The organism is Catalinimonas alkaloidigena, from assembly GCF_029504655.1.
Taxonomy (GTDB): Bacteria; Bacteroidota; Bacteroidia; order Cytophagales; family Cyclobacteriaceae; genus Catalinimonas; species Catalinimonas alkaloidigena.
Genome location: NZ_JAQFIL010000001.1, coordinates 3,273,602 through 3,291,957, shown reverse-complemented (window position 1 = coordinate 3,291,957; position 18,356 = coordinate 3,273,602). Strand labels below are relative to the sequence as shown.

Genomic DNA, 18,356 nt, shown 5'->3' with positions numbered 1-18,356 from the left:
TTGTAATAAGTAGAAATAATTAAACTGACTTGGAAGAAAGTTCGTCAGCTAATTTGCGCAGGTCATCATCCTGCACAATTTTGAGTTCGTCAGCTAAGTCAAGAAACTTTTCATAAGCTACTTCTAACTCATCTTTGGAGAGGTCAACGCCAATACTCTTGAGGTTGTGGTTGAGGGCGGCACGGCCGCTACGGGCAGTAAGGATAATGGAAGACTTATCAACGCCAACTTCTACGGGGTCAATAATTTCGTAATTTTCGCGGTTCTTGATCACACCATCCTGGTGGATACCTGAGGAGTGGGCAAAAGCGTTTTTTCCTACCACTGCTTTGTTGGCTTGTACCGGCATGTTCATCAGCTTGGAAACCAACTGACTTGTCGGATAAATCTGGCGGGTATCAATATTGGTGGTGAGGTTGATTTCAGGATGTTTTTTCATCACCATCACAACTTCTTCCAGTGAAGTATTTCCCGCTCTTTCACCAATGCCATTGATGGTACACTCAATCTGACGGGCACCATGTCTGACAGCAGAAATAGAGTTGGCAACGGCCAGGCCCAAATCATTATGGCAATGGGTAGAAAGGATAGCTTTATCAATGCCCGTTACATTTTCTTTGAGGTATTTGATCTTCTCACCGTACATGTCGGGCAGGCAAAATCCTGTGGTATCAGGAATATTCAATACTGTAGCTCCGGCTTTGATGACCGCTTCTAGTACTCTGGCTAAATATTCCTGATCAGTTCTGCCAGCATCTTCGGCATAGAACTCTACATCTTCAACATATTTCTTGGCATGTTTTACAGCGGCTATAGCTCTTTCAAGCACTTTATCCCTATCGGAACGAAGCTTGGTATAAATATGCTGATCGGAGGTCCCAATACCGGTATGAATACGTCCTCTTTTGGCATACTCCAGGGCTTCAGCAGCCCGATCTATATCTTTCTCAACTGCTCGGGATAGAGCAGTAATTACCGGATTAGATACCGCTTTTGAAATTTCAATTACTGACTTAAAGTCTCCAGGGCTGGATATTGGAAAACCGGCTTCTATAACGTCTACTCCTAACTGCTCAAGTGCCTTGGCGATGATTACTTTCTCCTCAGTATTCAACTGACAGCCGGGTACCTGCTCACCGTCTCTCAAAGTAGTATCGAAAATATAGACTTGGTCCGCCATAAAATTTAATTTTATTTATTTTTATGTTTTGCTGGAAAAATAGAACAATGATTTTGTGTAAAAAAGTCAAAAAAAATTATTTTTATCATGTCTGAAAGCTTTGAATAGCTTAGGTTATTGCTTAAATAGCTTAATAATTGAAGATTTATTAATAAATAAATACGATGTCTAAGCATAAGTCAGAAGATTTATTTCATCTCATAAAATCTTTATCACCGAGTGAGAAGCGATATTTTAAACTCCAGATGCAGGTTTATGGTGAAGAACAAAAGTCACTAAAACTTTTTCAAGCCATTGATCAGCAAAAAGCCTACAATGAGGATATAATCTTAAAACAGGAAGCTGATTTAAGTCCCCAACAATTCTCTAACCTAAAGGCTCACGTTTATCACCGGCTTCTTCATGCGATGCGCTCTTTCCATCTCAAAAAAAATAAAGATATCAGCATCAGAGAGTTGATTGACCACGCCCAATTACTATTTGACCGTGGATTGTATTCACAGTGTAATAAGTTGCTTAAGAAAGCGAGAAGGCTGGCTCATAAAAATGACAATCTGGAGCTTATGCTTGAAATCCTGAAAATGGAAAAACAGGTTGTCGCCCAGGGAGTCGGAAATGAAAATCCGGAAAAGGTCAACGACATTATTAACGAAGTGAAAGATGTCAATACCCGCATTTACAACATCAACACACTTTCTAACATTCTGGTACGCTTAAATAACTGGTATACCAAAACTGGTTTTGTAAGAAAGGAAGAATACCTGGAGGAGGTCAAACAGTTTATCAAAAGTAGTATGCCAAGTTTTGATGAGGAAAATTTATCTTTTAATGAAAAGCTTAACCTCTACAATGTATATGTAGCTTATTATCTCTTTATTCAAGAGTTTGACAAAGCCTATGCTTATGCAAATAAGTGGGTGAATCTCTTTGAAGAAACACCAGAGTTTATACCGCTTAAGACCATTATGTATATCAGGGGTATCCACAGTCTGATGATTTCACAAAATAAATTGATGAAGTACGGAGAGTTTGTAGCCTCAGCACAGAAACTCAAGAATGTATATCAAATACCGGGTATAGAACTTAATGAGAACATCAGGGCGATGCTATTCAAATACATCACCATTCATGATATTAACCGTTATTTTCTTACCGGCGATTTTAGTGGCGGTATTTCTCTAGTGACTAAAATTGAACGTGACCTGGATCAGTTTGTAGATAAACTGGGTAAGCATTCTACCATTATCTTTTACTACAAAATTGCCTGTATGTATGTGGGAGATAGTAATCATAAAATGGCCGTGTATTGGTTGCAGAAAATTATCAATGAGCAAAATGTTGACTTACGGGAAGATGTTCACTGTTTTGCCCGTATTCTTAATTTGATTAGCCATTTTGAGTTAGGGAATACTGATATTATTGATTACTATATCAAATCTACCTATCGCTTTTTGCTTGCAAAGGATGACTTGAATCATTATCAAAAATATATCCTTAAATTTCTTAAGAACCTTACCAAAGAAACTACTGAAAGTGAACTGGTCAAAAGATTTGAAAACTTAAGGTCACAACTGCTCACGCTTATCAATAACCCATATGAAAGCCGTTCATTCAGTTACTTTGACATTATCTCCTGGCTGGAAAGCAAAATTCAGAAAAGAAGTGTACAGGAGGTAATACAAGAAAAGGCGAGACGCAAAATCAAAGAAGACCAGATGAGAGCTGCCTGATACATGTACTTTTTGGCTGCACGATAAAACTCTATTCATTTTGCTTTAAATTTCAGAACGCTGCGCCTACAAGGGTCAAATCACCCTAAATTACTTTATTCAAGGAAATACATGTAATTCCATTAAAAGCGTTCTTAGCGCTTAAGAAATACATTTTACTGATGTATACTTGGTATTGTACATGGATAGGACTGTGGTGAAAATCTTGAGCCTGTTGATTTTTTTACATTATTTTCAATTTTTATTAAAAATATAATAATAACATAGGGTGCTTGTTTTACACTTTGAAATAATTTAAACATATCCCTTTTCCTATAAGAAAACAATAGCACCATTAGGTATCAGTGTAAGCAATCGCTGGCAATTACGGTTAATTGAAATTTCTTTTTTTGGAACATTGTGTCGCAGAATCTTACGATTATTCACCAATCATTTTTTTGTAGCACAATTATGAAGATCAAGAAGAAAATAATTTTGTCAGTATCTCTGCTGTTGAGTTTGAGCATACTGATCATCTGTTTTATGTCTATTTATAATATATGGACAAAAGGGCAAAAAGAAATTCAGGATTTTGAAAAGACTCAAATCGCCAGCAAGAAAGATTATCTGGTTGATATAGTTGACGTAGCCTATGGCATGATTGAAACACAATACGAAAAAACACAAGATACCGAAGAGTTGCTCAGCAATATCTACAGCATACCAGCATATACAGAAAGCAGAATGTCAAGTGAGGGGGAAAGCATACAGTTGGAATCTGATAGTATGAATACCGATGATCTGATGGCTACCTATGGTGAACAGGCAAAGGAGCGAATGATGCATGAGCTAATGAGCGAGTTGTCAACCATTCGTTTTGATGGAGAAGAAGGCTATTTTTGGATAACTGATAATGCTTTGCCATTTCCTAAGATGCTGATGCACGCTGCCAAGCCTGAAAATGAGGGCAAAATAATGAACGACTCCAAGTATAATACCGAGAAGCACCAGCAAAAAAATATTTATCAGGCAAGGGCGGAAGGTTGTATAAAGAATGGAGAAGCGTATGTAGAGTACATTATTGAAAAGCCAGATACAAAAGAAACATTTGATAAACTCTCTTATTCAAAACTATTCAAACCACTGGGATGGATTATTTCCACGGGAATATACATTGATCAGGTAGAAGCAATGGTAGCAGCAAAAAAAGCTGCAGTTCAAAATCAGATCATAGGCATCATCATCAGGTATATAGTAGTCGCGGCGATACTACTAATCATTGGGAATGTACTTACTTTCAGATTTAGTGATAATCTGGCAAAGAGTATAAACAAAATTCAAGACCGTCTTCGTCTCCTATCAGAAGGTAAAATGACAGATCAGCTAGAAGTAAAGCGTAATGATGAACTGGGAATGATGATGGTGTCCATGAACAATCTGGTAGCGGGTATGAATCGTTATACCACATTTGCTAAACAAATAGGTGAGGGTACGCTAGACTCAGATTATCAATTGCTGAGTGAGGAAGATGTGTTGGGGAATGAACTGATACAGATGCGCAATAAGCTAAAAGCCAATGCCGAAGATAATGAAAGGCGAAATTGGATTACGGGTGGGCTAGCCAAGTTTGTTGAAATTCTTAGGAAGAACAGTGAAAATTTGGAAGTGTTGGGAGATGAAATACTTAAACACATTGCTGATTACATGAAGGTCAACCAGGGGGCTATATATATTTTGGATGAAGAAGAATCTGATACAGCTTATCTCAAACAGATCGCTACTTATGCATATGGAAAGAAAAAATTCATAAGCAGTAAAATCGAAGTAGGTGAAGGCCTTGTCGGACAATGTTTTTTAGAAAAAGAAAAGATTATACTCACTGAAATTCCTAATGATTATATCAGGATAACATCAGGGCTAGGAGATGCTCCTCCTTCTTTTATCGCAATATTGCCACTTATTCATGATGAAGAAGTAATGGGGATCCTGGAAATCGCAAGTTTCCATGAACTAAGAGACTATCAGTTTGATTTTCTGGAGCAGCTTTGTCAGAGCATTTCTTCCACTGTTAGCTCACTAAGAGTGAATATTCGTACTAAGATGCTCTTAGAAGAAAGTCAGGGTATGTCCAACCAATTGCAAGCGCAGGAAGAAGAGTTACGCCAGAACCAGGAAGAGATGCAGGCTACACAAGAAGAAATGGCACGCAAGCAGAAAGAACTTGAGCAGATAAACAGCCAGCAACAGCAGGAAATTGAAGCACTTAAGCGCCAGTTGAAATCTTCAGAAACAGCGTAAAATCCATCAAAATGAGATCAAAAGTATTCATCATATTTTACTTATGTATGGGTTATTCACACCTACAGGCACAGTTCAACTTAGGCGGTGAAATCCGTCCTCGTTTTGAATATCGGCACGGAGCGAGAGACTTACCTGGCATCGATGATAAAGCGGCTGTTCATATTACTCAGCGTAGCAGATTGAACCTCAGTTATACTTTCGAGAAAAAATGGGAGGCTTATCTGTCTGTTCAGGATATAAGGGTATGGGGTGAGCAGGGAGATAGGGGAGATGCTTCTACTTTTAACCTCTACGAAGGTTGGGCACAAGTGAACCTGACTGATCGGTGGAAGGTAAAAATTGGCCGACAGGAGTTGGATTATGACGACGGTCATCTTTTTAATCCACGTAATTGGGGCCAGACCGGGAGAACCCATGATGTAGGGGTAGTAAAATTTATTGATTCTACATTTCAGGCTCATCTCGTAGCTGGCTACAGCCAGAATAGGGCTAAAAACTTTGATAGTTTTTACGAGCAGGAAGATTATTACAAAAACCTACAAATGATATGGTTGAACAAAGATTTTTCCAATCATTGGACAGCTTCTTTTAAGGCTATAAACAGAGGATTACAGCGAGCAGATTCAACAATTGCTTACGACCAGACCATAGGAGGTAATCTGTATTTTCAACAAAACAAATTATCATTCAGAGGATTGGCTTATGGTCAAATTGGTGAAGGAAGGGAAGTTGAGCGTAAAAGGGCTTATATGATATCTGCGCAGGCAGGCTATTATCTGAGCAAGAAATTTCAACTTCTACTTAAAGCAGACATTTTATCCGGTACTGATACAGAAAAAGCAATGAACCCTCTCAATCAGGAAACCAACTCATTTGATGTACTTTACGGTTACAGGCATAAGTATTATGGTCATTTAGATTACTTCTATTTGAATTTTACTCCTAGTACAGGTCTTGAGGACATTGTTTTCAGTTTTAAATATAAAGCTACTCCTCGCCTGACTACCAAATTTGACCTACATACATTTTATGCTCAGTCAACTTTAGCTCCGCTTAGTGATCTACAGTCCCCAGTGGATAGCCGTCTTGGAGAAGAACTGGATTTAGGATTTGAATATCTTGCATACGACAATGTGAAAATCAAAGGAGGGTATTCTCAAATGTTTGCCACTGAAAGTATGGAAGTGCTTAAGGGAGAAGGGAGTAAAGATGAAATTGCGAATTGGTTTTGGCTACAGGCTTCATTCAAATTTAAACAATAACCAAAAACCATATTTGTTTGAAGTCCCCACAAGAGGAGGCTCGTGGTTTTATCTGGCAGAGATATATGTCTTTGCCAGATAAATTTTATCCAAATGCGGTCTCTACTGAACCTCCGTCTACTCTGTAATTACTGCCGTTAACAAAGCTCGCCAGGTCAGAGCATAGAAAAGCGATCACACTAGCCACCTCTTCAGCTTTACCTCTCCTTTGTACTTCGATGTGAGGCCTTTCATTTTTCAAAAACCATTGCACTGCTTCATCTACAGAGGAGCCTCTTTCTTCTGCCAATTGCTCCATCATTTTATTGGTCATGGGCGTTTCAATGTAAGCCGGAGACACACAATTTATGAGTAAGCCATCTTTAGAAAAAGCCCTGGATAAACATTTAGACAGATTGACTATTGCTGCCTTACAGGCATTATAGGGGCTTTCGTCTTCGTAGGGCTGCAAGGCATTTTCAGAAGAAATCAGGATTAACCTTCCCCAGCCTTTGGATTGCATTTGCGGAATAAAAGCTCTAGAAACTCTTACTGCTCCCATTAGGTCTATATCTACAGTTTCCTGCCAGTCATCATCTGTAAGCTCCAAAAAATTACCGGCTGCACCTCTTGCTCCTGCGCAATGGGCTACGATATCAGCGCCTCCGTGATTCGCTTTTACTTTTTCCGCGAGCTGCTCCACCTCACTGATTTTTTTTAAATCAGCAACGATGTCAGTCACTTGGTTTCCATTCACCAGGTAAGGACGAATATCTTCTGCCGTTTTTTCCAGCTCTTCTTGATCAATATCACTGACAACGATATTGACCCCTTCCTGAGCCAGAATAATTGCAGTAGCCTTACCTATGCCCGAATCAGCACCGGTAATTACTGCGGTTTTTCCTTCTATTTGTAAATTCATAAAGAATATTTAATACAATTAAAAAATCACATTGATACTAACTAGAAAGCCATCAATGTGTTATCACAATTTGATAAATAGTGGATGAAAATAAATATAGATTGACCGTTTAAAAACGGAGTTCAGATGATGATCACTCCTAAAAGGTATAGCCGAAACTCAAAACAAAACGTCTTAGTAAGCGATCTTCATCGATAACAGTTTCAGTAGCACCTCCCCAGTCCCAGCCGTTCATAATATAGGTCATATGTGTTTTTTGCAGACGATAGCCGGCACTCAAAGTTAAGGCAGATGCTTTCATGTTAATCTGATAGCCTAAACCTCCCTGCAGGTGATACCCACCATCTGCTTCCTGATAATCTATCCAGTCAACCTGATCCTTGGGCTTCCACATAAAGCCCCAGCCGCCATTAAAGTAATAGTAAGGACTAACTTTACGCTCAATGATAAGCCCCCGTATACTGGCATACAGAGGGGTAACCATAAAATCGCCATACTTATCCAGTCCTACACCGCCGCCCAGCATAAGTCTGGGACCGAAGGCGAAACCATTTACCGTATGGAAGGATACATTGGTATAGCCATAACCTTCGCTATCCTGCCCAAAAAGTAGTTGAAAGTTGATGTCATGGAAAAAGCCTCTTTCCCTTCGGAAAAAGGCTTTATTTGCTTCTTCAACCTCTTTAGCCTGATATTTACCAAAATGAATGCTACTGATCTTATTAAGCGGAATATTTTCTCTGTCCAATGCGCTGTATTCCAGTGTGATAAAATCTTCAAAAACTGAGTTGACTAAAGTACCATATACTATCTTTCCGTTTTTCAACACAACATTCACTTTCTGTTGCGCATGAAGCGTTACACATGACATAAAGAGTAGCAGTATAATCCATATTATCCTCATAATGATGGCACAGATATAATGCTTAATAGCTCAATATTTGTGGGGTCACTATAGTCATATTGGTAAAGGCCATCATCGCCGATAAGCATCAGCACATTGTTCAAAGGAATGACATCGTATGCATGTATGTCATCAAAATGCGCCATCTGATTTTCACTGATGGCTTTGATGTCTGTGGCGTCAAAAACTTTCAAACCAAACTCACCTTCACATACGAATAGTGTACCGTCGTCAATGCCCAGGCCATGGGGGTGCTCCATCGCGTATGTTTCGAGTAGCTGTGGATGATAAGGATCTTCAATGTCTATAACCTCCAGTTGGTTGACAAAGCCCTGACATTCAGTTCCATTTCTTAAGGTGACATATGCGGTATTCCCTTCTACCACCACGGGATCACAACTTGTGATATGTTCATAGGTAGATACATGTTGTGGGCTAGCCGGATCAGAATTATCATAAATATGCATACCGTTTTGAGCGCCTATGAAAAGTTTGTCTTCATACGGAAAGATAGTTTCAATCATAAAACCGACATTAATATCGTCCCCTTTTTCTTGAGGGTCAGCCTGTTGGGTGATATCAAAAACCTGCATATAATAATCGTCAATGGTATAAAGAAAGTCACCAACAATGGCAAAGCGTGCCATTGAACCTCCTACACCTTGCTGTGTGCCTGATGAACCTGAATTGCTTTCTAAAGCAAAATTGGCTACATCAGCAGTCTGCGTAAAGGCTATTCCTCCCCGGTAATAAAACATGCCAGCAGCCAGCGGGTCCATTTCTCCCTCAATGACCTCAGTAGTTTCCTGCTGAACCCATTCGGTAATGACCTGACCTTCTTCTACAGGAAAACCGCTATAAGAAGTATTGAGCGGAAATACATTTTCTACTCGCTTCACCTCCTGTATGTTATCAACCTTACTGATGTCAAATACCAACAAATCTATAAAACTATCTGCATACAGATAATTACCTTTCGCTGCCAGGTCATAGTTGCCAGGAATGTTGATAAAAGCCAATCTCTCAGGATCCACGGGGTTTGAATTGTCAATTATGTGGATACCCTCTCCCGGCTCATTAAGAAATAGGTGGTTGTCGAGAAAGTAAATTTTTCCTGCCTGTTTGATAGTGCGGGGAGGAAGTACATCTACTGATGCTCTAAGCTCTGCGGTAGTCATGTAAACCGGTGTCATATATTTATACGTGCGGGTTACCTCAACCTTATCAGTGCACCGATTTAGCAATAATACACAGAAAATGGCAGTAAGGTTAAAACTCAGATAGAGTAGTAACTTCCTTTTTGTTTTGGGGGAGATGGCAAGAGTTTCCATAATGCAGAAGGGTTATGGTGAAATTGGTAGTATCAAGACACCAGGAACTGCAAGAACGTTGGAACCTGGGTATTTTTTCTGAAATATTGTCATTAAGTTGTCTATTCTACTAAAAGCCTTAATTTCAAGCAAAAATGATTTTTTATGATTTGTATTAAACTACCACACACCGATTTTGAAGTAACAGAAATCGCTTTTGGAGCCTGGGCAATTGTAGGAGGGTTTAACTGGGGGCACCAGGATGAAAAAGATTCCATTGATGCCCTGAGAACTGCCTACGAGATGGGCATTAATTTTTTTGATACAGCTGAAATGTACGGCAGCGGGGCTTCTGAAAACCTGATAGACAAGGCGTTAAAGGAAGTGAGAGAAAAGATAATCATCGCCACCAAGATCAAACCGGCAGATTTTTCTTTTAATGATGTAAAAAAAGCTACTGAAGAACGTCTCAAAGCGCTGAATAGTGATCGGCTGGATTTGCTACAGTTGCATTGGCCAAATCCTGAAATACCCATTGAAGAGACTATGGGAGCTTTGGTAGAATTAAAGAAAGAAGGCAAAATCAGGGCCTTTGGCGTCTCCAATTTTGGGAAGAATGATTTGACCGAAGCATTTAAATATACTGATGAAATCAGCAGTAATCAGCTTCCTTACAACCTTATCTGGCGAGCAATTGAGTATGAAGTATTACCTGAATGTAAACATCGTCATGTCCCTATTCTCTGTTATTCTCCCATCATGCAGGGCTTGCTCACCGGAAAATTTACTACTCCTGAAGAAGTGCCGGATGATAGAGCGAGAACCCGTCATTTTTCTTCTCAAAGACCGCAGAGCAGGCACGGACAGGAGGGCTGTGAAAAAGAAACCTTTGAAACTTTGAGGCAAATCAAGGCCATAGCTGACCAGATTGGCAAACCGATGGTGGAAGTAAGCATTGCCTGGCTTATGGCTCAGCCCGCAGTAGGTTCAGTGATTGTAGGTGGCAGAAATGCTGAGCAGGTCAAAAAAAATATAAAAGCTGCCGAGCTTAAACTGGATGATGATGTATTAGCACAACTTAACAAAGCGACAGAACCACTTAAGCAGAAGTTAGGAAAGAATGTAGACTTATGGGAGGGTGAATCCAGAATAAAGTAGATACAGTGAAACTTCTTATGTTCTTTATGTTTAGTATATAGTATTAAAATTAACAATATGGTGAGAATTGCTATTTTTAAACATAAACGATAAATAATTAATGGGTCATCATCATCAGGGGGATCATCATGATCATGAAGAAGGGCATCACCATCATGCAATAAGCAGCAATCTGAAAGTTGCCTTTTTTCTGAATCTGAGTTTTACGATCATTGAGTTTGTTGGTGGAATCTTTACAAACTCAATGGCAATTTTGTCCGATGCCATTCATGATCTCGGTGATACTTTTGCTATTGGCTCATCTCTGTTCCTTGAAAATTATTCGCAAAAGGGAAGAAGTAAAAAGTATTCGTTTGGTTATAAACGTTTTTCCCCTTTAAGTGCTCTTATCAATTCAGTGATTTTGCTGGCAGGCTCAGTAATAATTATTGTTGAAGCTATACCACGGCTAATTAACCCTGAATCAGTAAATGCGCAGGGAATGCTGTATCTGGCGATCGCAGGCATTGTATTTAATGGAGCAGCAGTTTTTCGTTTAAAAAAAGGTGGAAAGTCAATCAACCAGCGGACAGTAATGTTACATCTTCTTGAAGATGTACTAGGATGGGCTGCCGTACTTATAGGAAGTATTGTGATGATATTTGCCGATTTACCTGTAATTGATCCGATTTTGTCCTTGTGCATTGCAGTATACATCCTGTGGAATGCATTCAGGAATCTACAGCAGGTGATGAACATTTTTCTACAGGCCACACCTGATAATATTGATATAGAAAAAGTAAAAGCTGCACTGAGTTCAATAGAGGATATACAGGAAATGCATGATACCCATATCTGGACCCTGGATGGTGATTATAATATATTGTCAATACATCTGGTGATTAAAAAAAACATGCGACTTACTGAACTTGCTGAATTAAGGGCTAAAGTCAATCATGTGTTAAAAAACTTTCATATAGATCACATCACAACTCAGTTTGAAGTGCCGGGTGAAGTGTGTGAATTAGAAAAGCATTAATCAATGAAAACATCTACAATTAAACAGGAAACTGAAAGAAGTAAATGGCTTCAGATAGCCTTTTGGCTGAGTATGATTACCATTTTCTATAATATGATAGAAGGAATAGTCTCTACCTATTTTGGGATGCAGGATGAAACACTGGCATTATTTGGCTTTGGAGTAGATTCCTTTGTTGAGGTGATCTCCGGAATAGGCATTGCCCATATGGTGTATCGACTGCGGAGCAATCCAAATGTTGAAAAAGACCGCTTTGAACGTCAGGCATTGCGTATCACTGGTTTCAGTTTTTACCTACTGACAGTAGGAATTGTGGCCAGTTCAGTACTGACCATTATTGCCGGAGGACAACCTGAAACTACCAGGGTGGGAATAATCATTTCTACAATTTCAATTATTACGATGTACGCGTTGGTACATTACAAAATAAAAGCCGGGAAAAAACTGAATTCACCTCCGATTATTTCTGATGCTAACTGTACCAAAACCTGCCTTTATCTTTCTTTGCTTTTGCTTCTTTCCAGTGGCCTCTACGAGTTATTCCAGATTCCGTATATTGATGCAATTGGAGCACTGGGAATAGCTTACTTTGCCTTTAAAGAGGGAAGAGAAGCTTTTGAAAAGGCTAAAGGTAAAGATTGCTGTGGAGACACTTGCTAGACAATGTTTGGTTGATTGATAGCGATTTTTCACGCTCAATACAGGTTTGTAAAAATATTTATCATTTTTTGACCTTATCAAAATGGAAAATAAGCTTGCATACATTCATCAGGGAAGTGGAATTCCCCTTTTATTACTTCATGGCTTCTGCGAAAGGAAAGAAATCTGGAATCATTGTATTTCTGCATTATCTAAGGAAGCCCGGGTAATCGCGATTGATATGCCTGGATTTGGAGGTAATCTGGCCATTTCCAGAGATATCAGCATAGATAGTGTTGCTGAAGAGATATCAGATTTTTTAAAAGAGATGGATATCCCGGAAGCTGTGATGGTAGGCCACTCACTGGGAGGATATGTCACTCTGGCTTTAGCAGAACGATACCCTCAGCTATGCAAGGGGCTTTGTCTTTTTCATTCTACCGCAAAAGCCGATAGTGAAGAGAAAAAGACTAATCGCGATAAAGCGGCTTTATTTCTGGAGAAGAATGGGACTGAGCCTTTTGCTCAAAATTTTGTACCCTCACTTTTTGCTCCTGTAAACCACCAGAAACTGGCTTTGCAAATAGCTACTGTAAAGCAAATGGTAGCCCAGACCAATGATAAAACGGCAGTAGCCTATACAGAAGCGATGCGTGATCGTCCTGAAAGACTACATGTTTTAAGGAAAGCAGAATTTCCCTGTATGTTTATCGCTGGTAAAGAAGATCAGGCAGTTCCTTACGAGGATTTGCAGCAGCAGAGCAAACTTCCTACAGGCAGTTCCGAATTTGTGAGTTTGGAAAACTGTGGGCATATGGGCATGTATGAGCAGGAGAAGAAAAGTTTAGATGCTTTAACAAGCTTTGTTAAGATTGTAAAAAGTCAGGTTTAGTAGTTGTAAATTTTCAGGAAAATATAGATGATTGTAGTTTTGATTAGCCAAACTACTTAATCTGTGCTTATGCTTCGTTACTGCTTTTTAGTATTATTAATCACTGTTTCTAGCTGCAAATTGTACGCACAAAGTTGGATTCGGATCAACCAATTGGGTTATTTACCTGCATCTCAGAAAGTAGCCGTGCTGGTTTCAAAAGAGGATATACAAATCAATGCGTTTGCCTTGCATAATGCTACGACACATGAAGTGGTCTGGCAGGGAGAGGATGTACAGTCTTTTGGTGCTTATGCCGCATTTCAGACCGGTCATAGACTTAATTTTTCAAATTTCAAACGGCCGGGAAGCTATTACCTGCAAGCCAATCAGACCAAATCCCCTGTTTTTAGTATAGATCATGATGTGTATGAAGGTGCAGCTGATGTGTTGCTCCACTATATGCGGCAGCAGCGATGTGGTTTCAATCCTTTCCTGAAAGACTCATGCCATGTACATGATGGGTTCAGGGTTTACCATCCTTCAGGCGATTCTGCACACGTCAATGTAAGCGGAGGCTGGCATGATGCTACTGACTATCTGCAATATACAGCAACATCATCCAATGCAGTTTACCAAATGCTTTTTGCTTATCAGCAAAATCCGGAATCCTTCGGCGATGAATTTGATGCTGCCGGTTTAAAAGGAAGTAACGGTATTCCTGATGTTTTAGATGAAGCACGATGGGGCCTGGAATGGCTCATGAAAATGAATCCGTCCCCCGGAGAAATGTATAACCAAATTGCTGATGATAGAGATCATGCGGGTTTTCGTTTGCCTAATCATGATTCAGTGTCATACGGAAAAGGGAAGGAAAGGCCCATATATTTCATAACCGGAAAACCTCAGGGTTTAAAATATAAAAATAGGACTACAGGAGTTTCTTCTACTGCCGGAAAATTTGCATCTGCCTTTGCCATTGGCGCAGCAGTCTTTAGCGAGGATGACCCTGAATTTGCTGGAAAGCTAGAAAAAAAGGCAGTTGAAGCATTTAATTTTGGCGAATCAGATTTGGGTGTATGCCAGACCGCACCCGGAAATGCACCTTATTTTTATGAAGAAGACAATTGGGTAGATGATATGGAACTGGCTGCTGCCCAGCTTTATCAACTTAATGGCGAAAATGAGTGGTTAAATAAAGGAAGAAGTTACGGGCGGCTTGAAAAGATCACTCCCTGGATGGGAGCAGATACTGCTCGTCATTATCAGTGGTATCCGTTCTGGAATGTTGGGCATTTTCAATTGGCCAATTCCAGAGAAGAAAAAGTACGCAAAGAATTTCAATTCTATATGAGAAGTGGTCTTAAAAAAAATTACGATAGAGGAAAAGACAATCCTTTTTTGATGGGCGTACCATTTATCTGGTGTTCTAACAATCTTGTGGCAGCCGCCGCCTCACAGGCTCATCTGTATGCACAGGTCAGCGGAGATCGTCAGTTTGCAGAAATGGAATCAGCACTACGTGACTGGCTTTTTGGCTGCAATCCCTGGGGAGTAAGCATGGTGGTAGGTTTACCGGAAAGTGGAAAATTCCCTACCAAACCTCACTCTTCACTTACTTTGCTTGATGGTTATGCACTTACTGGTGGCTTAGTAGACGGGCCTGTATATGGCTCTATCTTTAACAATCTGAAAGGGCTCACTCTTATGGATGAAGATCCTTATGCTGCTTTTCAATCAGATCTGGTGGTCTACCATGATGATTTTGGAGACTACTCTACCAATGAGCCTACAATGGATGGTACCGCAAGCCTTATTTATTTTCTTTCTGCTTTGGAGAAAGAAGGAAAAGAGAGCCGGCCATAAAGTAGATTCAAACACTCATTTGAGACAATCAACAGAACAGCAGACTGTCATAAATAAATCAAACTTTTTTTTTCGCCGAGTATGCAGAGGGAAATGCTGTGGTCTGGGAAGCTTCTAATATTAATCATGTTTTAATATCCTCCATTTACAGATAGGTTTTATATTAATCCTGAGGTCAGGTAAATGCATACAGCATCTGAAAAAAGGTAGACACTATCTGGCTGCCTTTTCAGATACAAATGCAATACACACTTATTGGGAAGAAAGTGACACTGTTACTTTAGTAATCAAAGCAGCGTTTTGAAAGGATTTGCTGGGCAATTAGCAGGAAATGCAATAGCTTGCTGACCTTAAGAAAATGCTCGTTTTTTGATGTCTCTACCTATTAAATTCAATCGTATTAAAGCAGTATCACTGGATTATCTAGTATTGGCTTTTTCAACTCAGGCGGAATACCAAAATTATCGTTGACAAAACGATTGAGTTCGTCCTGAGTCTTTTCAGACAAAAGCTCAGCCATTTCATCCATGGCCTGACTGCTGATCATATATGGCATCATAGAGAAAACCATCTGATTGCCTCGGCAGTGGGCAAATATCTGATATTCATTTTGATCTTTGATAGATTGACCGGTGAATGCGCAGTTACCAATCCATTCGTTGATATCCCAGTTATGAGAAGCTCTTAATTTTTGGCTTTGTTCAATCAAATTACTTTTTTCGGTCATATATGCCTGTACTCTTTCCAAAGATTCTCTAGATAGCTCATTTCTCATTTTTAGCGCGCATTCAAGGCACATTGCATACTCGAATATCACATCTGTTGTACCATACTCCGGATATTGCCTAATAGCTTTCTCAATAACATACTCAGTTTCATTCTCAAGTAAAAGGGAATTACAGCTTACACAATGACTGAAAGGCTCATCTTTCTCAAATGGATGAAAGATAGAGGGGATGTCAGTTGCTGGGAAATTATGAAAATTCATCATGAATTTTTTTTCTATAATGTTTTACGAGACAATAATAGTTTCTGAAATCAGTATCAATAGAAAATAACTGCTATTCAAGTATTTCAAAAGTAAATGTGAACAAGATATTCCTCAATATCCAGTTAATAAATCTAAAAAATCTCTTTCCCGTATAACATTTTCAGATTCTTATTGATTAAACTGAATATGAATTTACAATCAGAAAAAATTATTTTGGAGAAAGAAAAAGAACCACTAAAATGGTCAGAGTTGCCTGAAGGTTTTCAGAGACTGCTTACCCGATCTTACGAAGAGTATAAAGAAATACTTTATGATCCTTGCCTGCATCCCCTGGCCCGAAAAATACCTTCCTGGGAGGATTGGTTAAAAAAGCATGATATTTATGTAGATAAGCAGTGATCTGCTATCGGCTCACGCTTTTTTACTTTGTGATCAATTACGCTAGTGTTAATATTTTTTTAAAATTTTTAAACGATAACAAACAGAAGTAATCATTTCTAGAATATGTACCAAATGAATAACAATTCTTTTGTATCAGTTTTCTAGTCCTGACCAAATGCTATTATCTTCTGTAAAGATGATATTTTTTTTTAAGACATAAGTTTTTTTGTAAAAATTATCCCATTTTTGGTATAATAATTTTTCATAACTTATTTATGATTCACTTAATATAAGCAGAAGATTAAATTATAATATTTTAAAAAATTACTAAAATATTCTACATAAGAAAAAATAAAGTATCGTTTTTTACTGAAAATTCAACAAATTATTAACTATACAACGGTATAAAGGTAAATAATATTTTTTTTCATTAGTTTGATATGCTTTCAAAAACATCAATTAAGTTTAGAATTTTTTTTATTATTTATCGCGGATACATCGTAGCGTATTTTTATGTGGGTTTTATGAGTATTTTTAATTAATTTTGAATGAACTTTTATTTAATTATGTGTCTTTAAAAGTGACAATCATTCACTATCATCAAACTTCTTTTTTTTATGTTTTGAATGATGAATAAATTAAAGATTAATAAAATTGATACATACCGATCATATTTTATAGCTTTTTATCACTATAAAACGATGTTAACAATTTCAAATTTGTGTTTGATTTAATGACTTTAACCCTTGAATTGATATTTATTTCCACAAAATAATAAACTTAATTAAGAGTTTTTAGTATAAAGAAATGGTTAACATAATTAGTTTTTATTATCGTCAACGATCTTAACAGAAATATTTAGCAGAGTTAGAATTTATTTTATTTATACTTTTATTATGGAAGAAAGCCTATTAAGCGAAATCCAAGTAATATCTGACAATGGAAATGACAAGTCTATTCATTACAATGACATCAAGGTAAAGTCAGAATTGCAGAATTTCATAACTCCTTTATCAGAAGACAGCCGCGAACAGTTGGAAGAAAATATTAAGCTTAACGGTTGTTTGGACCCATTAACATTGTGGGATAAAAAGAACGGAGACTTGGTTTTGGTGGATGGTCACAACCGATACCAAATTTGTTCTAAACATGATATTCCATTTAGAGTTAGGGTCATTAGGTTTGGCTCGGAAGAAGAAGCCAAGGATTGGATGATTAATCACCAGCTTGGCCGCAGAAATCTAAACCCTGATCAGTTAAGCTATTTTCGTGGGCTCAAGTATGAGCGCATGAAAAAGAAGAGGGGAGGGTATGATAAAGTCCTCTCTAGTGGGCAAAGTGGCGATAAGACGTCTGAAGTGCTGGCAAGAGAGTTTAATGTCAGTGACCGTACAATTCTTCGTGATGCAGAGTTTGCCAAAGGGATTGAGATCATTGCCAAAGGCAACCCAAAGATGAAAAATGATATTCTTCTGGGAAGAATTAAGGTGAAGAAAAGTGACGTGCAAACGCTGGCACAGGTGAAAGATATGAGACAGATCGGAAAAATTAAAAACGAGGCTGATCTCTACAACAAAGCCAAGAGCATAAGAAAAGAAAAAGAAGCTCAAAAGGCTGAAAAAGCGCAGAGTGAAATGGATCAAAGAGTCAATGAGGCGATTGAAACAATAAAAGGTAATGAGCCTGTTTTCACTAATAAAGAAGATAGAATCAAAAGAATAAAAGCAAATATTGTATCTGCAGTGAATAAAACTATTCAGCAGAAAGACAAAAATTCACTAAAAGAAGTAAAAGCATATATCAAACGTTTGGAAGACGAACTTTTTGGTAAGTATGCAAATGCTTAATTATAGTAAACACTCAAT

Annotated in this window: 15 protein-coding genes; 10 read left to right on the top strand and 5 right to left on the bottom strand. The window is 38.4% G+C overall.

Annotated features, from left to right (window positions below; genetic code table 11):
- Positions 1 to 19: 19 nt before the first annotated feature.
- A complete protein-coding gene (locus tag OKW21_RS13465) occupies positions 20 to 1,180 on the bottom strand; it encodes a 2-isopropylmalate synthase (RefSeq protein WP_277480075.1) in 1,161 nt (386 codons plus the stop codon).
- A 164-nt stretch (positions 1,181 to 1,344) separates the two neighbouring features.
- On the opposite strand from OKW21_RS13465, the gene OKW21_RS13460 reads away from it, so the two are divergent.
- The 3 genes from OKW21_RS13460 to OKW21_RS13450 all read left to right on the top strand — a co-directional run bounded on the left by OKW21_RS13460 (position 1,345) and on the right by OKW21_RS13450 (position 6,452).
- Positions 1,345 to 2,910, top strand: a complete 1,566-nt coding sequence (locus OKW21_RS13460; RefSeq protein WP_277480074.1) for a hypothetical protein — start codon at positions 1,345 to 1,347, stop codon at positions 2,908 to 2,910.
- A gap of 450 nt (positions 2,911 to 3,360) precedes the next feature.
- Entirely contained in the window at positions 3,361 to 5,187 is a 1,827-nt protein-coding gene (locus tag OKW21_RS13455; RefSeq protein WP_277480073.1) for a cache domain-containing protein, read from the top strand.
- An 11-nt stretch (positions 5,188 to 5,198) separates the two neighbouring features.
- Positions 5,199 to 6,452 (top strand): alginate export family protein, encoded by a 1,254-nt coding sequence (locus OKW21_RS13450; protein WP_277480072.1) that lies wholly within the window; start codon positions 5,199 to 5,201, stop codon positions 6,450 to 6,452.
- 85 nt (positions 6,453 to 6,537) lie between these two features.
- On the opposite strand, the gene OKW21_RS13445 is transcribed toward OKW21_RS13450, so the two are convergent.
- The 3 genes from OKW21_RS13445 to OKW21_RS13435 all read right to left on the bottom strand — a co-directional run bounded on the left by OKW21_RS13445 (position 6,538) and on the right by OKW21_RS13435 (position 9,588).
- A complete protein-coding gene (locus OKW21_RS13445; RefSeq protein WP_277480071.1) occupies positions 6,538 to 7,353 on the bottom strand; it encodes an SDR family NAD(P)-dependent oxidoreductase in 816 nt (271 codons plus the stop codon).
- A 139-nt stretch (positions 7,354 to 7,492) separates the two neighbouring features.
- Entirely contained in the window at positions 7,493 to 8,224 is a 732-nt protein-coding gene (locus OKW21_RS13440; RefSeq protein WP_277480070.1) for a hypothetical protein, read from the bottom strand.
- 29 nt (positions 8,225 to 8,253) lie between these two features.
- Positions 8,254 to 9,588 carry an LVIVD repeat-containing protein gene (locus OKW21_RS13435; protein WP_277480069.1) on the bottom strand — a complete coding sequence of 445 codons (1,335 nt, stop codon included), beginning with the start codon at positions 9,586 to 9,588 and terminating at the stop codon, positions 8,254 to 8,256.
- Between the two features lie 144 nt (positions 9,589 to 9,732).
- Here OKW21_RS13435 and OKW21_RS13430 point away from each other — a divergent pair, with 144 nt between their 5' ends.
- From OKW21_RS13430 to OKW21_RS13410, 5 genes are all read left to right on the top strand, one after another.
- Positions 9,733 to 10,725 carry an aldo/keto reductase gene (locus tag OKW21_RS13430; protein WP_277480068.1) on the top strand — a complete coding sequence of 331 codons (993 nt, stop codon included), beginning with the start codon at positions 9,733 to 9,735 and terminating at the stop codon, positions 10,723 to 10,725.
- Positions 10,726 to 10,825: 100 nt separating this feature from the next.
- Entirely contained in the window at positions 10,826 to 11,743 is a 918-nt protein-coding gene (locus tag OKW21_RS13425; protein WP_277480067.1) for a cation diffusion facilitator family transporter, read from the top strand.
- Between the two features lie 3 nt (positions 11,744 to 11,746).
- Complete coding sequence (locus tag OKW21_RS13420; RefSeq protein ID WP_277480066.1) at positions 11,747 to 12,403, top strand: cation efflux transmembrane domain-containing protein; 657 nt, start codon at positions 11,747 to 11,749, stop codon at positions 12,401 to 12,403.
- 82 nt (positions 12,404 to 12,485) lie between these two features.
- Positions 12,486 to 13,274 carry an alpha/beta fold hydrolase gene (locus tag OKW21_RS13415; RefSeq protein WP_277480065.1) on the top strand — a complete coding sequence of 263 codons (789 nt, stop codon included), beginning with the start codon at positions 12,486 to 12,488 and terminating at the stop codon, positions 13,272 to 13,274.
- A 120-nt stretch (positions 13,275 to 13,394) separates the two neighbouring features.
- The gene (locus OKW21_RS13410; RefSeq protein ID WP_277480064.1) at positions 13,395 to 15,119 is read left to right on the top strand and encodes a glycoside hydrolase family 9 protein; all 1,725 of its coding nucleotides are present in this window, start codon (positions 13,395 to 13,397) and stop codon (positions 15,117 to 15,119) included.
- A gap of 400 nt (positions 15,120 to 15,519) precedes the next feature.
- Here OKW21_RS13410 and OKW21_RS13405 read toward each other — a convergent pair whose 3' ends face one another.
- Positions 15,520 to 15,894, bottom strand: coding sequence for a hypothetical protein (locus OKW21_RS13405; protein WP_277480063.1), 375 nt, complete (start codon positions 15,892 to 15,894; stop codon positions 15,520 to 15,522).
- Between the two features lie 402 nt (positions 15,895 to 16,296).
- Between OKW21_RS13405 and OKW21_RS13400 the strand changes: the two genes are divergently transcribed.
- Together OKW21_RS13400 and OKW21_RS13395 are read left to right on the top strand one after the other, a co-directional pair.
- Positions 16,297 to 16,509 (top strand): hypothetical protein, encoded by a 213-nt coding sequence (locus OKW21_RS13400; protein ID WP_277480061.1) that lies wholly within the window; start codon positions 16,297 to 16,299, stop codon positions 16,507 to 16,509.
- Positions 16,510 to 17,387: 878 nt separating this feature from the next.
- Positions 17,388 to 18,338, top strand: coding sequence for a ParB N-terminal domain-containing protein (locus OKW21_RS13395; protein ID WP_277480060.1), 951 nt, complete (start codon positions 17,388 to 17,390; stop codon positions 18,336 to 18,338).
- Positions 18,339 to 18,356 lie beyond the last annotated feature (18 nt).